We start from the raw sequence: 18682 nt of genomic DNA, 5'->3' as shown, positions 1-18682 counted from the left end.
GCCGGCCACCGGCCGGTACGGCTTCACCTTGTTGATCCGCTTGTCGATCCGCTTGATCCTCGGCGGCAAGCCGAAGCTCGGCAATCTGTGACGGTGATCCTATGAGATGCCACCCGAATGGCTTTCGCACACTCGTTCCGCTTACGCTTTCCGCTGGCCCGCGCCACGCCCGGTGGCTGTGGGAGGTCAAGGAGGTGGGAGGCCGATGCCCGAGCAGGCTTCGGCATCCGAGCACGGCGTTCCTGGCAAGCGCCTGCATCTGGTGCCCGACGAGGCCGTCGAGGCCAGCCGGATGGAGGCGGTTCGCCGTTACGACATCCTCGACACCCCGCCCGACGGTGCCTTCGACCGGGTGGCTGCGCTGGCAGCCCGCTTGTTCGAGGTTCCCGTGGCGACGGTGACGATCGTGGACGAGGACCGGATCTGGTTCAAGGCCGCGTACGGCCTGGACGGGGTCAGTGAGATCGGCCGGGACCCGGGCCTGTGCGGCTCCGCGGTGCTGCGCGACGATGCGCTGGTGATTCCCGACACTCTGCTCGACGAGGTCGCCTGCGGCAACCCGCTGGTCACCGGTCCGCTGGGGGTGCGGTTCTACGCCGCCGCGCCGATCACCACCGTGGAAGGACACAAGCTGGGCACGGTCAACGTCCTGGACACCAAGCCCCGCTCCATCACCTCCGAACAGACTGCCACCCTGACCGATCTGGCGGCGATCGTGATGGACGAGATGGAGCTGCGCCTTTCCGCGCTGCGCACCGTGCGCCAGGAGCAGCGGGCCGCCGAGGCCGAGCGGGCGGCCCGGGAGCAGGCGGAGAGGGACAAGGCGGCGCTCGCCTCCTTCGCCTCCACCTTGCAGCGCACTCTGTTGCCGCCGGTGCTGCCGACAGTGCCGGGCCTGGAGCTGGCCTGTCACTATCACACCGCGTCCGTGCACGACGTCGGCGGCGACTTCTACGACGTCTTCCCCCTGCCCGCCGGGAAGTGGGGACTGTTCCTGGGGGACGTGTGCGGCAAGGGCGCCGAGGCGGCCACCATCACCTCCCTGGCCCGCTACACCCTGCGCGCCTCCGCCCAGCACACGGACGATCCAGTCGCGGTACTCCAGGCCCTGAACAGCGCCCTGCTGGCCGATGTGCGGGCGGGCAGCCGGTTCTGCACAGCTTTCTTCGCCACCCTGACCCCTGATGCGGCCGGGGGCTTCACCGTGGAGCTGGCCACCGGTGGGCACCCCCCGGCCTACCACCTCAGCCCCGCCCCGCCCGAAGCCGGGCCCGCCTCGCACACCCGGGTGGAAGCGGTCCATCCCAAGGGCGGCATGCTCATCGGGGCCTTCCCCGGTGCCCATTTCGCCTCCACCACCCTCCACCTCGCCCCGGGCCAGACCCTGCTCCTCTATACCGACGGCCTGACCGAGGCACACACCAGCACCGGCACCATGCTCGGTGACGAGGGCCTGACGGCCTTCCTCACCGCTCGTCCCGCCTTGTGCGGGGCGGCGCAGTTGGTCCAGGACACCGTCGGTCTGCTGGACGCCCTGCCCCAGGGCGCGAACGACGACGTCGCCCTGCTGGCTCTGTCGGTTCCCACTCCCGACCAGGCCGCCGCCGCGACGGGGGCCGGATCCACCGCCCACACCACCGCCGCGCCGGCCGGCGAGGAGCACTGACCGCCATGACCGACGACCTCGAGCTGACCCTGACCGCCACCGCCGGTTCCGCAGCGATCGCCACCGTCACCGGCGACATCGACCTGCATACCGCACCCGGCTTGGCCACCCGCACGCTGGAGCTGATCGACCAGGGCCACCACCACTTGATCCTGGAACTGTCCGGTGTGGACTTCTGCGACTCTTCCGGCCTCAGCGCACTGATCGGCATCTGGCACGGCGCCCAGGAAGCAGGAGGCTCCCTGGCCCTGGCCGCCGTCCCCGACCGGCTGATGCGCATGCTCATCCTCACCGGCGTCGACAGCCTCCTACCCCATTACCCGAGCACCGACGACGCGCTCAGCGCCCAGCAGGGCGCTTCCGACGCCGCCTGAACCGCTCCTTCGCCGGTGGCTCGCATCGCTCCCCGGGCAGCAAAGCCCGGCCTGCGCGGTGGTACAGGACGCGCTGACGCACGGGGTCGACACCGTGCTGCTGACGTCCTCGCACCCGTACCCGACCAGTGTCCCTCTCCACCCCGGCCGGCGGCAGGCCGTCGGCACTTGCGCACGTGCCCACACCCGGGGAGATTCCCCGCCGACTGGCCACCCGCTGACGAGATCCTCTCCCGCTGCGCCCGGCAGGGACTCTCACTGCGAGGTCTGTCCGCACTCCAGATCGATCCGCGCGGCTGCCCGGAAGGTCCGCTCACCGGCTTCGCGCCCGGAAGGTCTGCCCATCGGCTTCGCGGCTTCGCGGCTCCTCCCGAGCACGCCCACCAACCCGCTCTCGACGCGCTCTTCGGGACGCTGCGGAGCGACAGCTGCCGGGTGAGGTCACCCGCACGTGTCCTCGGCCTTGGTCCGTGCGGCCACCCACAGGGCGATCTGCGTGCGTGACCGCATGCCGAGTTTGTCACGCACCTTGTCCAGGTGCGTGGCGACCGTATGTGCCGAGAGACCGAGCCGCTCCGCGATCTGCCGGTTGGTCAGTCCGCGAGCGACGAGCCGGGCCACCATGAACTCCCTCCCGGTGAGCGTGGACCGGTCGCCGACGGCCTCCACGGCGTCCGTCGTCGTTCGGTGGTCGTCGCTCCTTGTCCGCAGCGCGTACGCGACAAGCCGGTTCCCGCACAGCCGACGGCCGCCGCTGACAGCCGCGTCCCGAGCGGCCGCCGGGAGCCCTGTCCTGGCACGAGCCACCGTGCGCTCCACCTGGCGTCGCCACGGGGCTTCGGACACGGCGTCGAGTCGGCGGCGTGCCTGCGCGCTCGCCTCGTACAGCCGAAGGGCTCGCCGCATGTCGCCGCTTTCGGCGGCCACGAGGGCCAGGCCCTCCACCGGGTAGAGCGCGTGAAGACTTGTTCCGGGGACGATCCGCAGTACCTCGGCGAACAGGGCCTCGGCACTTTCCAGGTGCCCCAGAGCCAGCCGGACGGCGCCCGCCGTGTGCAGAGCGGCCGCGACGCGGCTCCACGGGGCGTGAGCCCTGAGCACGGGCAGGCAGCGGGACATGAGTTCGTCGGCCTCTCGTGCCTCGCCCCCTTGCAACAGCGCCCAGGCCAGGTGATGCGTGCACCACGCGGTGTCCTCCGGTTTGCCCAGCGCGGCGACGACGTCCACACACTCGCGCAGATCCGCGACGGCCGCGCCGAACTCCCCGCGGCACAGCCGGGCCGCGGCCCGCGCGTCCAGGGCGTTGGCAAGTCCGGCGGGGTGACCGCGCGTGCGCTCCATGGCCACCGCCCGCTCGCCGAGGCGCAGTGCCTGTGCCGGGTCGGCCCGCTGGCAGGCCACGCGCGCGGCGAGCGCCGCCACCTCCCCGCCGAGCATCCGGCCGCCGGCTTCCGGTAGCAGCTTCGCCAGCAGCGCGCGGGCGGCTGACGGCTGCTCCTGCTCGTAGTGCACGCGCGCCAGTTCCAGTGCCAGCCGTGGCAGCGAGGCGCCGTCGCGGACGGTGGTGCCGGCCAAAGCCGCCACGAGGTTGTCCCGCTCCACGGCCAGTGGGCTGCCTGCCTGGTCGGGGAAGACCTCGTCGCCGGCCCGGTCGGCCAGCCCGTTCAGCCACTCGAGGACCCGGCGCCTGGTGGTCGGCAGTTCACCCGATGCAAGCAGACACTCCAAGGCGTAGGCGCGGATGGGACTCAGCTGTCTGAAACGCGCGGTCCCCGCCTGGGGGACACGTGCGATCAGGGACTTGGCCTCCAGGGCACAGAGGATGCCGAGCACCTGCCCGGGTGGGATGCCGTCACCGCCGCAGACCGCCCGCGCGGCGGCCACGTCGAACCCTCCGACGAGTACCGCAAGACGTCGGAAGACCGCCTGCTCGGCCGGATCGAGCAGGCGGTGGCTCCAGTCGATCGCGGAGGCCAGCTCGCTGTGGCGCCCGGGTCCGGTCCTGTGTCCGCCTGCCAAGAGGGACAGCGACGAGACCTGGTCGCCCAGCCCCGCCAGGATGTCACTCGGCGGAAGGGTTCCGGCCCGGCGGGCCGCCAGCTCGACGGCGAGCGTGAGACCGTCCAGTCTGCGGCAGATCTCGGCAACCGTCCGGGCGTTTCCACGATGGAGCCGGAATCCTGGTGAGCGACTCGCGGCACGATCGACGAACAGCCGGACGGCGTCCGCCCGCAGGAGGACGACCGGGTCGTCTCCGGCGTCGGCCGGAGGCAGCGAAAGCTCACCGACCCGGAGCACCGTCTCGCCGGGCACCCGCAGGGCCTCCCGACTGGTGGCCAGGATGCGTAGCCGAGGGCAGTGACTCAGCAACGTCGCGATCAGTCGGGCGCACGGCTCCGCCAGATGCTCGCAGTTGTCCAGGATCATCAGCCGACGGGTGTCACCGATCGCGTGGACCAGGACGTCGGCACCGGAGCGTCCTGCCCGTTCACCCACGGCCAGCGCGGCGGCGACGGACTGCGCGAGCGCGGCGCCGTCATGCAGCGCGTCGAGTTCGACCAGGTCGACGCGCCCGTGGCGGGCGGTCAGGCCCTTGGCGAACTCCAGCGCCAACCGCGTCTTGCCGACGCCGCCGGCACCGGTCAGGGTCAGCAGCCGCGACGTCCGCAGCAGCGTGCGCAGTCGTGACAGCTCGGCCCGTCGGCCCACGAAGGAGTCGAGTGTCCGTGGCAGGCCGCGGCCCTGGGCGGTCGCCGGGGCATCGCTGCGCGGGGGCGGTGATACGGCCGTCTGCGCCAGGCCGGAGTTCCGGCGCGCCGAGCGTTGCCGGAACGCCCGCTGTCTGCATGCGTCGGAGCAGTAGCGAGCCGGCCGACCGCGACGCGGTCGACCGGTCAGCGGTGCACCGCACGCCTCGCATGCCATGAACCTGTCATCCCCAGTTCCGGGTCGCTCACTCCCGGTGGGAGGCCCTGGAGTTCGTCGTGCCGTCGGGGTCGATGCCGAGCACGACGGTGCCGGTCACACCCTTGCCGAGATCGCTGCCGATCTGCGTGAGCGTCAGCAAGGTGGAGGACCCGCCGTTGCGGTAGATGCCGTCCCTGGCGTTGAGCGTGCGCGTGGCGGTGTTGCTCCGGTAGGGGGCCAGGGTGGCGATCCTGCTGTTGTACGTCTCCGGGAAGTAGAGCTGACCGGTGTGGGAGACGTGGCCTCCGTGGTACTTGCCGTTGGTGACGGTGCCGCCGGCATGTGTCTTGACGTGGATGTGGAGGGCACGGCCGACGTACCAGCCGGGGTAGACGGTGGTGAACTCCGCGATCCCGGTGGAGTCGGTCAGCTGGACGCCGCGCAGGAACGTCGTGTCCGGGGTCGAGCCGCCTGCGACGTATCCGGAGTAGACGCCGAGAGCGTCGCAGTGCCAGATGTCGACCGCCGTGCCGGGTAGTGGGGAGCAGGTCGCGGTGTCGATCACCTTGACGCGGAGGGTGAGCGGCACGCCGGGCTTGCCCTCGGTGATGTCCTTGCGGACCGTCTCCAGGTCCAGGTAGTACGGTCCCTCGGTCTGCTCGGGCGTGAGGACGCAGTCGGCGACCGGCAGGGCCGGGGTCTGGTCGGCGCGGCTCCGGTCCGCGGCCGCGGTCGCCTGTCCGGTCGTCAGCCCCAGGGCGGCCGCTCCGAGCGTCGCACCGCCCAGGGCGGCTATGACGGTTCTGCGGCTTGCGGAATGGGGGCGGGGGGTGTCAGTCATGCTGCGAGAATGGCGCCTGCGGCCGCTCGTGGGATCGATCGGATGACCGGTGGATCGTACGCGTTACGAAACTCACCACCGGATGCGGCCGGAGGCGATGCCAGGAATCCAGGTCTTCATACAGACAAAGGCGTGCCCGACAGGGGCACGGACCTTGCGGTGTGAGGCGTGGTGCTTCTCTCTCCAGGCCACAAGTTCGCTCCGGCCGGGTTCGCGGCGGTGTCGGTCTTCCAGCCGGCCCTTGCGTACCGGGTCCGCTCCCTCGCGCCGCAGCGCCGTGACCAGCTTGCGGCCGAACTGCCGCAGCATCAGTCCGCTGAACGGGGCTGTCCAGGGCGACATCACCGCAGTGACCGCAGCAGCCACAGGGAGATCATCCCAGTTGCCGGTCCCGCCCCACCTCGTCGATCCGACGTGCTCGACGCGCAGGTCAAGGAGGGCGCATGGGCCTGGTTCATTTCCCGGGCGATGGAGCCACGTCCAGTCCGGAAGGCTCCTGATCCTACAGCGGCTTTGCCGCCTTCCGGCGGCGCTTGGCCCGGGCCGAGGGGTTCACCCTCTCCGAGATGCGGGGCTTCGGCGGCGAACGACCGTGGAGCGAGGTGTCCACCGTGCTGGAGCCACTCCTCGATCACCCGGACGTCGGCGGTGACAACCTCTCGCCCACCGACTGCGCGCGATCCTGCCCCGCTTGGAGGGTCTACGTCGCGGTGCTGGACCGCGCCAGTACCGCGCTGCCGGCGGCCCTGCCCCCGGCCGTGGTGCCGGGGACCGATGTGACGAGCCTGATCCGTGAAAACCGTCGAACCGGCCCGCCCAGGTGCCCGTATAGCCTGACCACATGATTCATGAAGGGGATTTCCGGGTCGGTGACGTGCTGTCGGTCGCGTGCCCCTTCACGCTCACCAGGGTCGAGCGTGGTGTCACGGGGGGCCATCTTTCGGTGCGATGGCCGTGGTGGGAAACCGACGACGGCAACGAGTTCGCGCGCTGGAACGGCATCGTCGCCCTCGGCGTGCACAGCGGCAGCAGCGTCTCGCCTGAGGTGGCGGCCGAGCTGTTTCGCACGGACCCTCCGCCCGAACAGCTGAAGGCGGGGGACGTCTGCAGGGTCGGCGTGCCACCTACCGTTGTGCACGTGACGGCCGTCGACCACCATGATCCCCCGCTGGAGACGACCTGGCTGCCGCATCCCACACAATCCGTGAGCGTGCTGCGTCGAGGTCTGTCCTATCGCGAGTTTCCGAGTGAGAGCCATCTCGACGGCTCGGGGTACACCATCCACCCTGGCGACGGGATTCCCTTCACCTTCGAACTCTTGATGCGTCCGTACGCATCCCTTCAAGTGGGCGACGAAGTAGCCGACGCCGGCGGCCGGGCATGGCGGTTCGGCGGGCCCTGGGACTGGACCGCCTTCGACGGGGAACCGGCCGGCGCGGGTCCTGTGTGGCCTCTCGTCCTGCTCACCCGAGCAGGACGCCCGTGCTCCGTCGACGACGCCGAAGCGGTGGCTGCGAACACAGCGAAAGGTTCGCACCAAGAGACGGTCCGAGAGTGGATGTCACTCACCGACGCCTCGCCCACACCCTGATCCGTCGGGAAGCTTGCGGCATCTCCTCCCGTGACTGAGCACGAACCCGGCCCTACGACCCACCGCCTCGGCCACCAGGCGGGATCGGTGAGGAGGACGTCCAGCGGAGTGTGCGCGCCCACGACGCCGTGAACCGTACGTCCTCCCAGGGATGTCCCGGTCCGGCCACGGTGAGCTGTCCGGCCAGACGTCGGGCCGTCTCCGGGCGCAGCGGGGTCATCGGGGCGACCGGACGCAGTGTGCCGGCCGTGTCGTATCGCGTCCACGTCGTCAGCCACTCCTGTGCGGTGAGGACGTCATCCGTTGCCCGGCACAGCATCCCGTGGCAGGTGGGTCCGAGGCTTGGGCCTGCCCTTGCGGCGGGCCGCGCGATGCTTCCGCGTTCAGCCTGACCCGGACCGTGCGCTACCGGACCGTGCACTATCGCCGCGGCGCCCGCAAACACCCGCCCAAAGCGATCCAGAACCGCATCACCGACGCCGTCCGCTCCCGCTGACAGCCCCGCGTCCGCGGACGCCCGCCGCCGCGCCGCCGGTCGGGCCGGCGTCAACGATACGGCTGCTCACCCTCCCCCTGCCCCCGGTGGGCGGGGCGTTTGCCGGACGCACAGGTCGGCCGTCCGCCGAGTATCCCCGTACGCCCTTGCCACCCCCTGACCGCACTGTGGGCACGACGCGGACCGGGCCACCGAGCTGCACGGCCGATTCGAGGACACGCCCCGTAACCGTCTGACACACTCCTCATACGGTGACAAGAGGGGGGCACGAATGGTCATCGTTGGCTTAGTGGTTATCCTGTTCGTCGTTTTCGTCGCCCTTGGGTTCATCTTCCGGTCCCATGACCGGGACTCAGCGGCCACACTGGTCCAGGGAATCGGCGCTATCGTCGTCCCTGCCGCCAGCGCCGCGTTGTTTCTGACGAACCGCAGGCCCCGGGCGGAACTCACCGAACCGGCTCTGCGCCGCTTTGCCGACGAGTTGGCTGAGCGGGTAAAGGTGCAGTGGAGTGCCGCGGCCGGCGAACGGCGGCTGCTGCATCCGAGCCCCGTACCGGTGCGGTGGAGATGGTCGGATCTTCCGTTGTCAGGTCCGGCGGCCGACGCTGTGGGTGCCGGGAACGGCTCACGGCGGTTCGAGACCCTCCCGGGGCTGGAACCGATCACCATCGCGGATTTGGAAGCGGGTGCCGTTCGGGACCTCTTCCGCCTCTACGGTGCGTTGGACTCCGGCCGGATGGTGATCGTCGGAGCAGGCGGGGCCGGCAAGAGCGGCGCCGCCATCAGGTTGCTGCTCGACGCGCTCGCGCATCGTGAGGCGCTGGACCCCACCGCGCGCGCCAGAGTCCCCGTGCCCGTGCTGCTCACGCTGAGCGGTTGGGATCCGCTGAATCAGCGACTGCACGACTGGCTCGTCACACGGCTTGCCACGGACTACATGTTCAGGAAGTCCGAAGAACACGCGGGTGGCGCCGTCTCCCGACTCCTCGGCACGGGCCGGATCGCCGTCTTCCTGGACGGCCTGGACGAGATACCCGAGCCCGTACGCCCCGTGGCACTGCGGGCGCTGGACGAGCAGGCGAACTTCCGCCTGGTCATGCTGAGCCGCGTGAACGAGCTGCTGACGGCCGTATCCGTGGCGGGACCCCTGTCCGGCTCCGCCGGGCTGCAACTGCTGCCGGTCAGCGCCGAGGACGCGGCGGAGTACCTGACGCGCTGCCAGACACAGCCGCTCCCGGACGCCTGGCGCGTTTTGGTGCAGCACATCCGAACGCACCCCTCGGGCGCAGTGGCCCAGGCACTGGACACGCCCCTGATGCTCACGCTGATGCGCGACACCTACCGCACCGACCAGCGCTTCGAACTGGAACGGTTCGCGGACCGGGCGGCGGTGGAGGACCACCTTCTCGCCCGAGTGCTGCCCGCCGCCTATGACGACGACCGGCCGGGACAGCCGCACAGTCGCTACAGTCTCGCCCAGGCCGAGCGCTGGCTCGGCGCCATAGCGCATCGGATGAACAGCGAGGGGACCCGCGACCTCGCCTGGTGGCAGGTTCCCCGGTGGCGACCGGCATGGCCGAGAACGACAGCCAGTTGCCTCTTCCTCGGAGTCCTCGCCGGAGCAGTGGGCTTCTGCTGGGCGGGACTGGCGGCCGGACTGGGAGCCGGCGCGACAGTGGGACTCTCGGTAACACTGTCACTCACGTACGGACGCGCCGGGGACTCCCCTCAGTTGCTGGGCCGTCTGCAGTGGAGGGATTTCGTCGTCCGCGAGAACTTCCAGTTCGGGATTGTCGGCGGGGGAGCTCTCGGACTGGCAGTGGGCGTCGCCCTCCTCCTCGCGCACGGCCGCCTCGTCATGCTTTTCGGCGGCCTGGTGTTCGGCCTTCTCGCCGGTGTGGTGGGCGGATTCGTCACGGGTCTCAGCAACCGCAGCGCCGACAGCCACACTCCCATCGACCCCGTCTCGTGCTGGAGACAGGACCGTCAGTACACGCTGACCGCAGGAATCGCTGGAGGCCTCGTTGGCAGCGTCACCGGGGGATCCTGCCTCGGTCTGCTCGCCGAACTGACACACCAGCGGATCTTCGGGATCATCGACGGATTCCTGTCCGGGATCGCGCTGGTCATGGTGGGGGGCCTCCTGCTCAGCCTGGCGCTGAGCCTGGTGGGATCGGTGACCTGGCGCACGTTCCTCGCGAGCCTCCAACTGCGTCGGAGGGACGAGACGCCGGTCCGCCTGGTCAGGTTTCTCTCCGATGCCCGCGAGCGTCATGTCCTGCGAACCGTAGGGCCCGTGTACCAGTTCCGCCACGCGAGGCTCCAGGACCGTGTGGAGGAGGCGTTCAGGGCCCGCAATGCGCCCAGGACAGATGGTTGAGTGCCTGAGCCGAGGCCATCGGGGTCGGTGGTCCGTCCTCCCGCGATCAGAGGCGTCCTCATCGCCGGCACCGAGACCGACCCCGGCCCTGAGGTCAACGGCGATGCAGGGGCGTGACCGAGCCATGCTCAGCCACCCCAACGACGGGGTCGCCGACCTGGCGGCCCGCCCTCAGCTTCCGGAACGGCAAGTCCCCGCGCCGGCCTGGAGCGGCTCAGCGAACTCGCGCTGATCCACCCCCCGGCCCCATCACACCCCCAGGGCCCCGGGCCGCAAGGGTCTCCTGGGCCCCGGAGTGTGATGGCAGGGTCTTCAGTACGCCACGGTGAACCGCTCCCCGATGTGCCTGGGCTTCTCGATCTCGTCCACCAGCGCCACCGCATAGTCCTCGGTGGAGATCCGGCTCTGGCCGTCCGCATCGGTGATCAGATCTTCCAGGCTTTCGCGGTATTCACCGGTGCGTTCGCCCGGGGCGATGGTGCCGGCGGGGGAGAGGTTGGTCCACTGCACGTCGGTGACGGTACGCAGGAAGTCCAGTGCGTCGCCGTGCGCGTGCATGATCTGCAGCAGGAACTCCGGCAGGCCTTCGGCGTCCCACACCCGCTTGCCGTCCGCCGTGCGCAGCGAGCCCGCGCCGCCCACCGTGACCAGCCGCGGGGCATCCGTGCCAAGGGTGCGCAGCCCCGCCACCAAGGCCTCGAAGGACGGCTTGATCAGCGTCTGGTGGCCCGGCCCGTCGCCGCCGCCGACCGCGCTGACCACCACGTCGGCGCCCCTGGCGTGCTCGGCCACCGACGCCGGGTCCGTCACATCTCCGGTCACCACGGTCAGCCCCGGGTGCTCGGCCGTCAGTTTCGCCGGGTCGCGGACCACCGCGGTCAGCGTGTGGCCGCGGCGCAGCGCCTCGTCCAGCACGCGCGAGCCGATGGTGCCGGTGGCGCCGTACAGGGTGATGGTGCTCATCGGGGAACTGTCTCCTTCTGCCGTTCGTCGGTCTGCACCGACCGTAGAAAGACTCAGGGCCGGAAAGTGCGACGCCAGGCCGAACGGCCAGGGTGAAAGCCCAGGAAACCCGCTGCGAGTACGCGTCCCGGGCCGGCACACTCATGCCACCCGGGCCACGATCGGTTCCGGCACCGCCGGCCCTGCAGACGTGTAGGGGAACCGGCTCAGCACGCTCGTGCACACACAATGATCGTTCACAGTGCCGTCGGTTGTCCGGTCACGCCCCGACCGTGATCGTTCTCACCGGGATCTCCTGTACCCCGACGACGTCAGGTCGAGCCGTAGCCGTTTTTCTTCCTACGACCGCCTTTGCGCGGCGGATCAGAGCGTATGGCGCATCGATCTCGCCTGTGTCGTGCGGCAGTTTGGCCCGGTGAAACAGTCGGGCCACGTGCCCCTCGACGGCCCGGCTGGCCATCCCCAGCGCCGCGCCGATCTACTGACGGTCACATTCCGGCGAGTGCGCCCGACGTCCCAGCGCCGCGCAGCAGGGTGTCCACGACGCGTGTGGCAAGCGTGTCGGGGTCCCCGCCGGCCACTCCTTCCTTGGCTGCTTCGTGGATGAGGGCGTAGTAGACGCGTCGTGTCCAGTCGAGGTCGATGTCGGGGCGGAGCACGCGTCCCTCCTGGGCGCGGCGGAAGAGCCGGATGCAGGTGGCGCGGACGTCGGCGTGGATGCGGGCCGCCTCGGGGTGGTCGTCCTCGGCCGCTCGGTTCATGGCGAACGACCAGTCCGTCTTCACGCGCAGGACGTTGGCGGTGATCTGGTAGAGGGCTACGAGCGGCGGGGCGGCGTCCGGGCGAGCGGCATCGACGGCATCGGCGAACTGGCGGGCGGCCCAGCCGGTTAGTTCGTCCAGCAGCGCCTCACGGGTGGCGAACCGACGGTGGACGGTGGTCCGGGCCACGCCGGCTGCCCGGGCGAAATCCTCCATCGTCGCCGTCGGGTTGGCGGCCAGGACTCGCTCGGCCGCTTCCAGGATGGTCCTCACGGTCCGCTCGCTGTCGGCCCGGCGGGGCCGTTTCGTCTGCTGCTTCTGCACCGTCACATCAACACGCTACATCAGTAGTCCCTCAGCAGATCTACTTGCGTCACTGATGTTGCAAGTACTAGCTTCAACGGCGTCAGATAGGTAGCGACTTCGCGTCTCGTTCCCGTGGGCAAGACATCAGGGAGGCAGTCATGCAGCAGCGGATTCTCGGCCGCACCGGTATCTCCGTCAGCAAGTTCGCCCTGGGCACCCTGCATCTGGGCGCCTGGGGCAACAGCGATCATGATGAGGCGATACGGCTGATCCACACCGCGCTGGACGGCGGCATCAACCTCATCGACACCGCCGACCAGTACTCCGGCGGCGAGGCGGAAGAGATCATCGGTAAGGCCCTGCGTGGCCGCCGCGACGATGTCGTGCTCGCAACCAAGGGCCACTTCCCGGTCCGGATGGGGGACCGCGATCCGAACCGGCGCGGAAACTCCCGGCGTTGGCTGACCCGGGCTGTCGAGGACAGCCTCCGGCGCCTGGACACCGACCGGATCGACCTCTACCAGGTGCACCGCCCCGACCCGGCCACCGACATCGACGAGACGTTGTCGGTGCTGTCCGACCTGGTGCGCGCGGGAAAGATCATGGCCATCGGAACCTCGGACTTCCCGGCAGAGCAGATGGTCGAGGCCCAGTGGGTCGCCGACCGGCGCCACCACATCCCCTTTCGCACCGAGCAGCCGCCGTACTCGCTGTTCGTACGCGGCATCGAGGCAGACGTACTGCCCACCGCACGCAAGTACGGTCTGGGTGTGCTGACCTGGAGCCCGCTCAACAGCGGCTGGCTGACCGGTCGCATTCGCCGCGGCGAGAAGATCGAACTCGACGCCTTCCGCCGGGTGGTCTCCCACAAGTTCGACCTCGAACTACCCGGCAATCGGCGCAAGCTCGACGCCGTCGAAGAACTGCTCGCCCTGGCGCAGGACGCGGGCATCTCACTGACGCATCTGGCGCTGGCGTTCGCGGCGAACCATCGAGCCGTCACCTCGGTGATCCTCGGCCCCCGCACGATCGACCAGCTGACCGACCAGCTCGCTGCTGCCGAGGTCCACCTCGACAGCGAGATCCTCGACCGCATCGACACGATCGTCCCGCCTGGTGTCACTCTCAATCCCTCGGACGTCGACTACCGCAGGCCCGCCCTGGCCGCCACGGAACGGCGGCGCACGCTCGCCGCTTGAGCGGTCTTCGTCCACGGACGTCGGCGCCGGCACGACCACGACGAGGTCCACTCCGACGGCCCGCCACCCTCACGGCCGGCGGGTCGTGCCCATGCACTGCTGCTACTTGTCGGTGCGGGCGGCTACGGTGACACCGACAGCTGCACGTCGTCCCGGCTCCGAGCCGCGTTCCCCGCACGCCGGGAGTGGTGACCGAGGACAAGGGGCTTGAGCCTCGCGTGACGACCAGGAGCAGCTGCCGGCGTTCTTAGGCTTGTCGGCCGAGCACAGGATCCACCTGTGGACCACGCCGATCGAGTCGACCTTCGCCACCGTTCGGCTGCGGACCAAGGTCACCCGCGGCGCCGGGTCCCGCACCGCCGCCCTCTCGATGGTCCTCGCGCTCGTCGAGTCCGCCCAGGCCCGCCGGCGCGATGTGAACGCGCCCCACCGGTCGCTCTCGTCCGGGCCGGCGCCCGCTTCCAACGCGGTCGGCTCGTCGAACGTCCGAGATCAGCGTGGCTTGAGTGCTCCGACTCGCGTATGGCTGCCCTGCAACTCCATGGTCTGACTCCCTTTCGGGCGCATGCGCCCGGAGGCGTACGTGCTCCCGCCCCGGGGACGGATGTGTCCGCGCGAGGGTGCGTGACAGCCTCCGGGATGTCGCAACCAGTCCACAACCAGGGAGCCGGCCTCATGACCAGCAGCGCGCTGCCACCAACCTCTGCACCACTTGTGACCACTGCGCCCGTCCCCCCGTGGGCCCGGCGCGCAGCGGCCGCGGTCTTGTGGACATCCGTGCCGTCGGCGCTGTGGCGGTGCGCCGTGGTGCTCGGTGTCCCGCTGGGGCTCGCCGAGTCCGAGTACGACGCGATGCTCGTTCCCGGCTGGGGTTGTCTCATCGTGCCGTTGCTGTCCGTGCTGCAGGAGACGGCCGCTTTCCTGACGTTGGGACTGGTGCGACCGTGGGGCGAGGTATGGCCCCGGTGGGTCCCGCGCCTGCGCGGGCGCCGCATCCCCGTACTCGCCGCGGCCGTACCCGCGGCGCTGGGCGCACTCGCCTGCACGGTCTACGGCGTGCTCTTCGTGTGGACGACGCTGCACGCCGACATGGCGATCACACCGTGGGGGGAGTGGCTGATGACCGTCTGCTATGTGCCGATAGTGGCGTGGGGGCCGCTGCTGGCTGTCGTCACCACGCACTACTACCGGCGTCGCACACGCCCTCGACTGGCATGATCGGCTGCCTCACCCCGGCCGATCCACAAGTCTTGGCAGCCACTCCCGCCTGACACCAGCACCTCCCTCAGCCGTAGTGGCGTGCAGCCGGGAGGAACCACGGTGCCTTCCTTCACCTCTCCGTGAAGTGCGGGGCGTCTGGGGGCGAGCGACGTGCGAGGGCTCGCGCGAGCTCCACCCCGCGCTGAACGTCCATCCGCCCAGGGGTGGTCCGCGGCTGCCGTGAGAAGCGCGCCGACCGCCCGGCCGGCGGCCTGGGAAGCCTCGTGCTGCACCCGTGCACCGCAGGCGTCCGTCGGCGTCGTACCGGCCCAGCAGCAGTGTGCGGGGCGCCGCCGGGGAGCCGGTGAACACGCCGACTCTGGCGTCCTCGGTCTCCCCGGTCCACTGGCGAAGAGACGGTGTTCCATTCATGCACGATGCGCGCAGCGGTCCGCGGCAGACGGTGCGCGAAGCCCGCCGTATCGCCGGTGCGGAAGCTACTGGAGAGCCTTCCTGGCGCTGCCCGGCGAGTCGGCGGGGTCCCCGCATCCTAGGCTGGCGCCATGGACAACGGGCTCGCTCACGAGGAAAGCGTCTTCATCAACTTTCGACGCTACGTCCCGGATCCGAAGGAGCACGGGTTCCGCTGGGTCGACATCAAGCAGCTCCGCTTCTCAGCGGAGTCAGCGGAGTCAGCGGCCGATAGCGGGCTGCTTGCCGCACTGATTGAGCATGAGCAGTTCCGGGACGACTATGCGGGTGGTGGAGTGCTGCCGGACGGGGCCCGGCACGGTCCGTATTGGCAGCGGTTGATCACTCCCGACCTCTACGAGTCCGTCAGCCAGGAGAAGGCCGTGCGGATCCTACGGGAGTGGGTGGATCCGCTCTGGGACGTGCCCACCGAGCTGGAGGCGGAGCTGCAGCAGGAGGTGTTCGCCCGCCTGGCCGCGGCCGATGGCATCTACCACCTGAGGGAGCTCGGTGATGAGGCGATTCATGACTGGGGACGCGTGCACGACCACTTCCACGAGTTCGTGCTCATCGACCGCTCGGCTGGGCGGATCACGCTCATCGTCGCCGCCGACGACTGAGGCGACCACCGGCCGCGCCTTCTCGACGAACTCCTGAGCCTGCTCCGTGCCGAGGGTTCTCCCGCGGCCGGTTCAGCAGGAAGACGATCCGGTCACGGGCCCCGGCCAGGCCCTCGCGTAGCCGTACCTTGTCTGAGTGATCTCTGCGAGCCGGGCGGCACCCGGCACCCGCAGCCTGTTGGCAGGGGATTGGCATGATGTGCGACGGCATACTCTCGGGTGTTTCCAGAGGAGCGACCGTGGCGTTCGAGACCGAAGCAGACTCGGGAGTCGCCGGTTGGGACGAGTGGTCCTATTCGCCGGCTGTCGGCGTCGGACCGCTCCGGTTCGGTATGCCCGTCGACGAAGTGGTCGAGGCGGCTGAGATGCTGGGCCAGACGAAGGTCAGCGACTGCGCACGGGACCACGCGATCTTCTCGCCGACGTGGAAGATCGAAGTCCACCGTCGCGCGATGGCTTCTTCTCCGCCCGCTGTCACGGCCTATGCGAGCCAAGCAGCGGGGCTGTTCTGCATCGCTGCCGACGCCGTGCAGGGCCCCAAGGTCGCGTTGGGCGGACTCCCGCTGGTCGGGAGAGATCTGTCCGAGCTGGAGAGCGATGTAATCGCGTATGCCGAGGCGATGGACGTGCACCTTCGCTACACGCCCGAGGGCTACGCAGGACCGGATGATCCCGGGGTCCTCATACGCGGACAACTCGTCGGACGAGTTCTCCGCTCGCGTCCGCTGTTCATGGTGACGCGCGACGGTGCGCATACCGAATGGGACTCGATGCCCTCCGACGAGTACCAAGTCAAGGGCGCGTCGAGCCGAGGGGGTCGGGCCGCGTTGGGGCGGATCGATGAGTACGCGGCACCGTGCAGCAGGACACCGCGAGGCGGCATCGGTGCTCACGGAGTGAGCTGAGGGGGCCACGGCCCTGCCCAGGTGCGCGATTCAGGCGGTCGGAGCTACCGGCCAAGCCTCGTCCGCGGGTTCGAGCTCCAGCGGGTGCAGCTGATCCCAGTACTGGCGCAGCTTCTCCTCCGGGTCCCCGGCGGACGACTCCGTGCGGTCGAGGAAGGCCAGATGCAGTTCCTCGACACGGTCCTGCACTCCGTCGGCGGCGTGCGACTCCCACGGCACGCCACGGTTGGCCCACCAGTGCACGGCACAGGCCGCTCCGACGGCCGCCGCGGCGGTGACGGCCAGCACCTCGCGCGACGAGATCAACCGCATGACACTCCACCGACTTTCCTCAACAGGCGTGCGCTTGGAAAAGGGAGTGTCCCGCGCGCGGCGATTCATGCGGCCCCGCCGGATGTCCGTGCGTCGCGAACCGCCGTACGGACACTACGTAGCCCCTGTTGCCCTGGTCAGGACACAAGGGACGACAGGGCGCCCGCTCCGCTCCGGGCAGACCGCGGAAACACTGGCCCAATGCGTCAACCGTGTCGCTGTGCGCAGCGATGTCGAGCACCATGGCGCGGTTCAGCGCTTGCGCTGCGTGAGAACGACGCTGATCACTCCCGGTACGGCTCCCACCACGCCGGCCGCCACCCATCCGATCAGCATTCCGCGGCACCTCACTTGGCGATTCGCGACCGTGGTCGGGAGGCCGTGTGATCAGTCGCTCAGCCGACGGAGGCGTGGGCCGGGGAGGGCGCGCCGACGGGGCGGGGATCGACGGCCGGCTCCAGACGATCCGAGGGCGCCGGCTCCGGTCGGGCGTCCGTGGATTCCAGACGGAGCATGGCCTGCTCGTCCGGGGTGCCGGGGGCGGCCTGGTAGACCACCATCCGCTGGCCGCCCGTCCGGGCCAGCCGCATCACCTCATAGGTCAGGGTCATCGGACCGACCTTCGGATGCCGGAAGGACTTCTGTCCGCCGCCGCGCTCGCAGACGTCGTACCGCTCCCAGAGCCGCGCGAAATCCGGCGACTTCAGCACCAGTTCGCCGACGAGCGCCGTCAGCTCGGGGTCGTCCGGGTCGGCCCCGGCGACGGCGCGCAGATGCGCCACCGAGAGCGCGACCGTTTCCTCCCAGGGCTCGTAGAGCGTCCGGCCGACCGGGTGGAGGAAGACGTAGCGGGTCAGGTTGCGCTGGCTCTCCGGCCAGTCCCAGAGCCCGGGCATCAGTCGCCGCGCGGGCGGGTTCGCGGCCAGGACGCGGTTGTAGCGGCTCACCACATAGGCGGGCAGCGGGCGCACCGACTCCAGCATGCGCACCACCGAGTCGCGGACGGTGTGGTCCGAGGACGCCGGCAGCTCCGAGACCCGGCCCGAGGCCAGCTCCGCGAGTTCGTGCAGGCGTTCGTAACCGTCGCCACGCAGCCGCAGGGCGCGGCCGAGGGCGTCCACGACGGCGGGGGAGGGGTTGGTCTCCCGGCCGCGTTCCAGACGGATGTAGTAGTCGACGCTCACCCCGGCGAGCGCGGCCAGTTCCTCACGGCGCAGTCCGGGAGTGCGGCGCAGCCCCCCGCCGGCCGGGAGACCGACATCCTCCGGGCGTACCTGCGCCCTGCGAGCCTTCAGGTACCGGCCGAGCTCCGTGCCCCTCGTATCCGCTGCTGTTGCCATCCGGTCATTATCGCAGGCGTTCAAGGAGCGTGGGGGGCCGTGTCAGGGCCCGGAACGCCATACCCCCGGCACCACGCGGTCTGGCGGGCGGGCGGGCGCGGGTGGAGAGTTGATCGCGGAGCGGGCGGCCCGGCCGCCGGAGCCCAGGGGGTGCGTGACACCGGACCGCGGCCCCGGCGCGCTGCGACCGCCCGCCCGTTCATCTCCGATGAGCCGTCCCCTGCACTTGTCCAGGAGTTCACCATGCCTGCCATCCCGTCCCCGTCTCGTTCCACCGCCCCCGCGCCCGCCCCTGCCCACGGGAACGACGACGAGCCGTCGGTGCCCGAGCTCCGTCGGCGGCAGGCGGA

At 70.2% G+C, this 18682-nt stretch carries 14 protein-coding genes and 2 pseudogenes; 9 read left to right on the top strand and 7 right to left on the bottom strand.

From position 1 onward, the window contains the following. Positions 1-205: 205 nt before the first annotated feature. Together ACZ4VF_RS20450 and ACZ4VF_RS20445 are read left to right on the top strand one after the other, a co-directional pair. The gene (locus ACZ4VF_RS20450; protein ID WP_467927525.1) at positions 206-1666 is read left to right on the top strand and encodes a PP2C family protein-serine/threonine phosphatase; all 1461 of its coding nucleotides are present in this window, start codon (positions 206-208) and stop codon (positions 1664-1666) included. 5 nt (positions 1667-1671) lie between these two features. Next, the gene (locus tag ACZ4VF_RS20445; protein ID WP_467927524.1) at positions 1672-2040 is read left to right on the top strand and encodes an STAS domain-containing protein; all 369 of its coding nucleotides are present in this window, start codon (positions 1672-1674) and stop codon (positions 2038-2040) included. A 441-nt stretch (positions 2041-2481) separates the two neighbouring features. Here the strand turns inward: ACZ4VF_RS20445 and ACZ4VF_RS20440 are convergent, their stop codons facing one another. From ACZ4VF_RS20440 to ACZ4VF_RS20430, 3 genes and pseudogenes are all read right to left on the bottom strand, one after another. Continuing rightward, positions 2482-4749 (bottom strand): ATP-binding protein, encoded by a 2268-nt coding sequence (locus ACZ4VF_RS20440; protein WP_467927522.1) that lies wholly within the window; start codon positions 4747-4749, stop codon positions 2482-2484. Between the two features lie 244 nt (positions 4750-4993). Further along, positions 4994-5788, bottom strand: coding sequence for an intradiol ring-cleavage dioxygenase (locus ACZ4VF_RS20435; protein WP_467927521.1), 795 nt, complete (start codon positions 5786-5788; stop codon positions 4994-4996). Positions 5789-6010: 222 nt separating this feature from the next. Further along, positions 6011-6154 (bottom strand): annotated as a pseudogene (locus ACZ4VF_RS20430) (IS5/IS1182 family transposase); the annotation flags it as partial. A gap of 475 nt (positions 6155-6629) precedes the next feature. On the opposite strand from ACZ4VF_RS20430, the gene ACZ4VF_RS20425 reads away from it, so the two are divergent. Continuing rightward, positions 6630-7379, top strand: coding sequence for a hypothetical protein (locus ACZ4VF_RS20425; RefSeq protein ID WP_467927520.1), 750 nt, complete (start codon positions 6630-6632; stop codon positions 7377-7379). Positions 7380-8146: 767 nt separating this feature from the next. After that, positions 8147-10255: a hypothetical protein gene (locus tag ACZ4VF_RS20420; protein WP_467927518.1), complete on the top strand. Its 2109-nt coding sequence runs from the start codon at positions 8147-8149 to the stop codon at positions 10253-10255. A 312-nt stretch (positions 10256-10567) separates the two neighbouring features. Here ACZ4VF_RS20420 and ACZ4VF_RS20415 read toward each other — a convergent pair whose 3' ends face one another. Then, entirely contained in the window at positions 10568-11218 is a 651-nt protein-coding gene (locus ACZ4VF_RS20415) for an NAD(P)-dependent oxidoreductase (protein ID WP_467927517.1), read from the bottom strand. A 488-nt stretch (positions 11219-11706) separates the two neighbouring features. Further along, positions 11707-12303, bottom strand: a complete 597-nt coding sequence (locus ACZ4VF_RS20410) for a TetR/AcrR family transcriptional regulator (protein ID WP_467927982.1) — start codon at positions 12301-12303, stop codon at positions 11707-11709. A 140-nt stretch (positions 12304-12443) separates the two neighbouring features. Here ACZ4VF_RS20410 and ACZ4VF_RS20405 point away from each other — a divergent pair, with 140 nt between their 5' ends. From ACZ4VF_RS20405 to ACZ4VF_RS20385, 5 genes and pseudogenes are all read left to right on the top strand, one after another. After that, on the top strand, positions 12444-13484 hold the full coding sequence (locus tag ACZ4VF_RS20405; RefSeq protein ID WP_467927516.1) for an aldo/keto reductase: 1041 nt from the start codon (positions 12444-12446) through the stop codon (positions 13482-13484). A gap of 220 nt (positions 13485-13704) precedes the next feature. Beyond that, positions 13705-13973: pseudogene (locus ACZ4VF_RS20400) on the top strand (IS256 family transposase); the annotation flags it as partial. A 288-nt stretch (positions 13974-14261) separates the two neighbouring features. Continuing rightward, positions 14262-14702, top strand: coding sequence for a hypothetical protein (locus tag ACZ4VF_RS20395; RefSeq protein ID WP_467927515.1), 441 nt, complete (start codon positions 14262-14264; stop codon positions 14700-14702). Positions 14703-15247: 545 nt separating this feature from the next. Next, the gene (locus ACZ4VF_RS20390; protein ID WP_467927513.1) at positions 15248-15775 is read left to right on the top strand and encodes a hypothetical protein; all 528 of its coding nucleotides are present in this window, start codon (positions 15248-15250) and stop codon (positions 15773-15775) included. Positions 15776-16014: 239 nt separating this feature from the next. After that, positions 16015-16680 carry a hypothetical protein gene (locus tag ACZ4VF_RS20385; RefSeq protein ID WP_467927512.1) on the top strand — a complete coding sequence of 222 codons (666 nt, stop codon included), beginning with the start codon at positions 16015-16017 and terminating at the stop codon, positions 16678-16680. A 30-nt stretch (positions 16681-16710) separates the two neighbouring features. Here ACZ4VF_RS20385 and ACZ4VF_RS20380 read toward each other — a convergent pair whose 3' ends face one another. Both ACZ4VF_RS20380 and ACZ4VF_RS20375 read right to left on the bottom strand, forming a co-directional pair. After that, on the bottom strand, positions 16711-16992 hold the full coding sequence (locus tag ACZ4VF_RS20380) for a hypothetical protein (RefSeq protein WP_467927510.1): 282 nt from the start codon (positions 16990-16992) through the stop codon (positions 16711-16713). Between the two features lie 395 nt (positions 16993-17387). Further along, on the bottom strand, positions 17388-18332 hold the full coding sequence (locus ACZ4VF_RS20375; RefSeq protein WP_467927508.1) for a helix-turn-helix domain-containing protein: 945 nt from the start codon (positions 18330-18332) through the stop codon (positions 17388-17390). Positions 18333-18682: the final 350 nt, after the last annotated feature.

Source organism: Streptomyces sp. NPDC029151 (assembly GCF_055564315.1).
The sequence above is the reverse complement of the archived record's forward strand: the minus strand, read 5'-3'. Positions and strand labels throughout refer to the sequence as shown.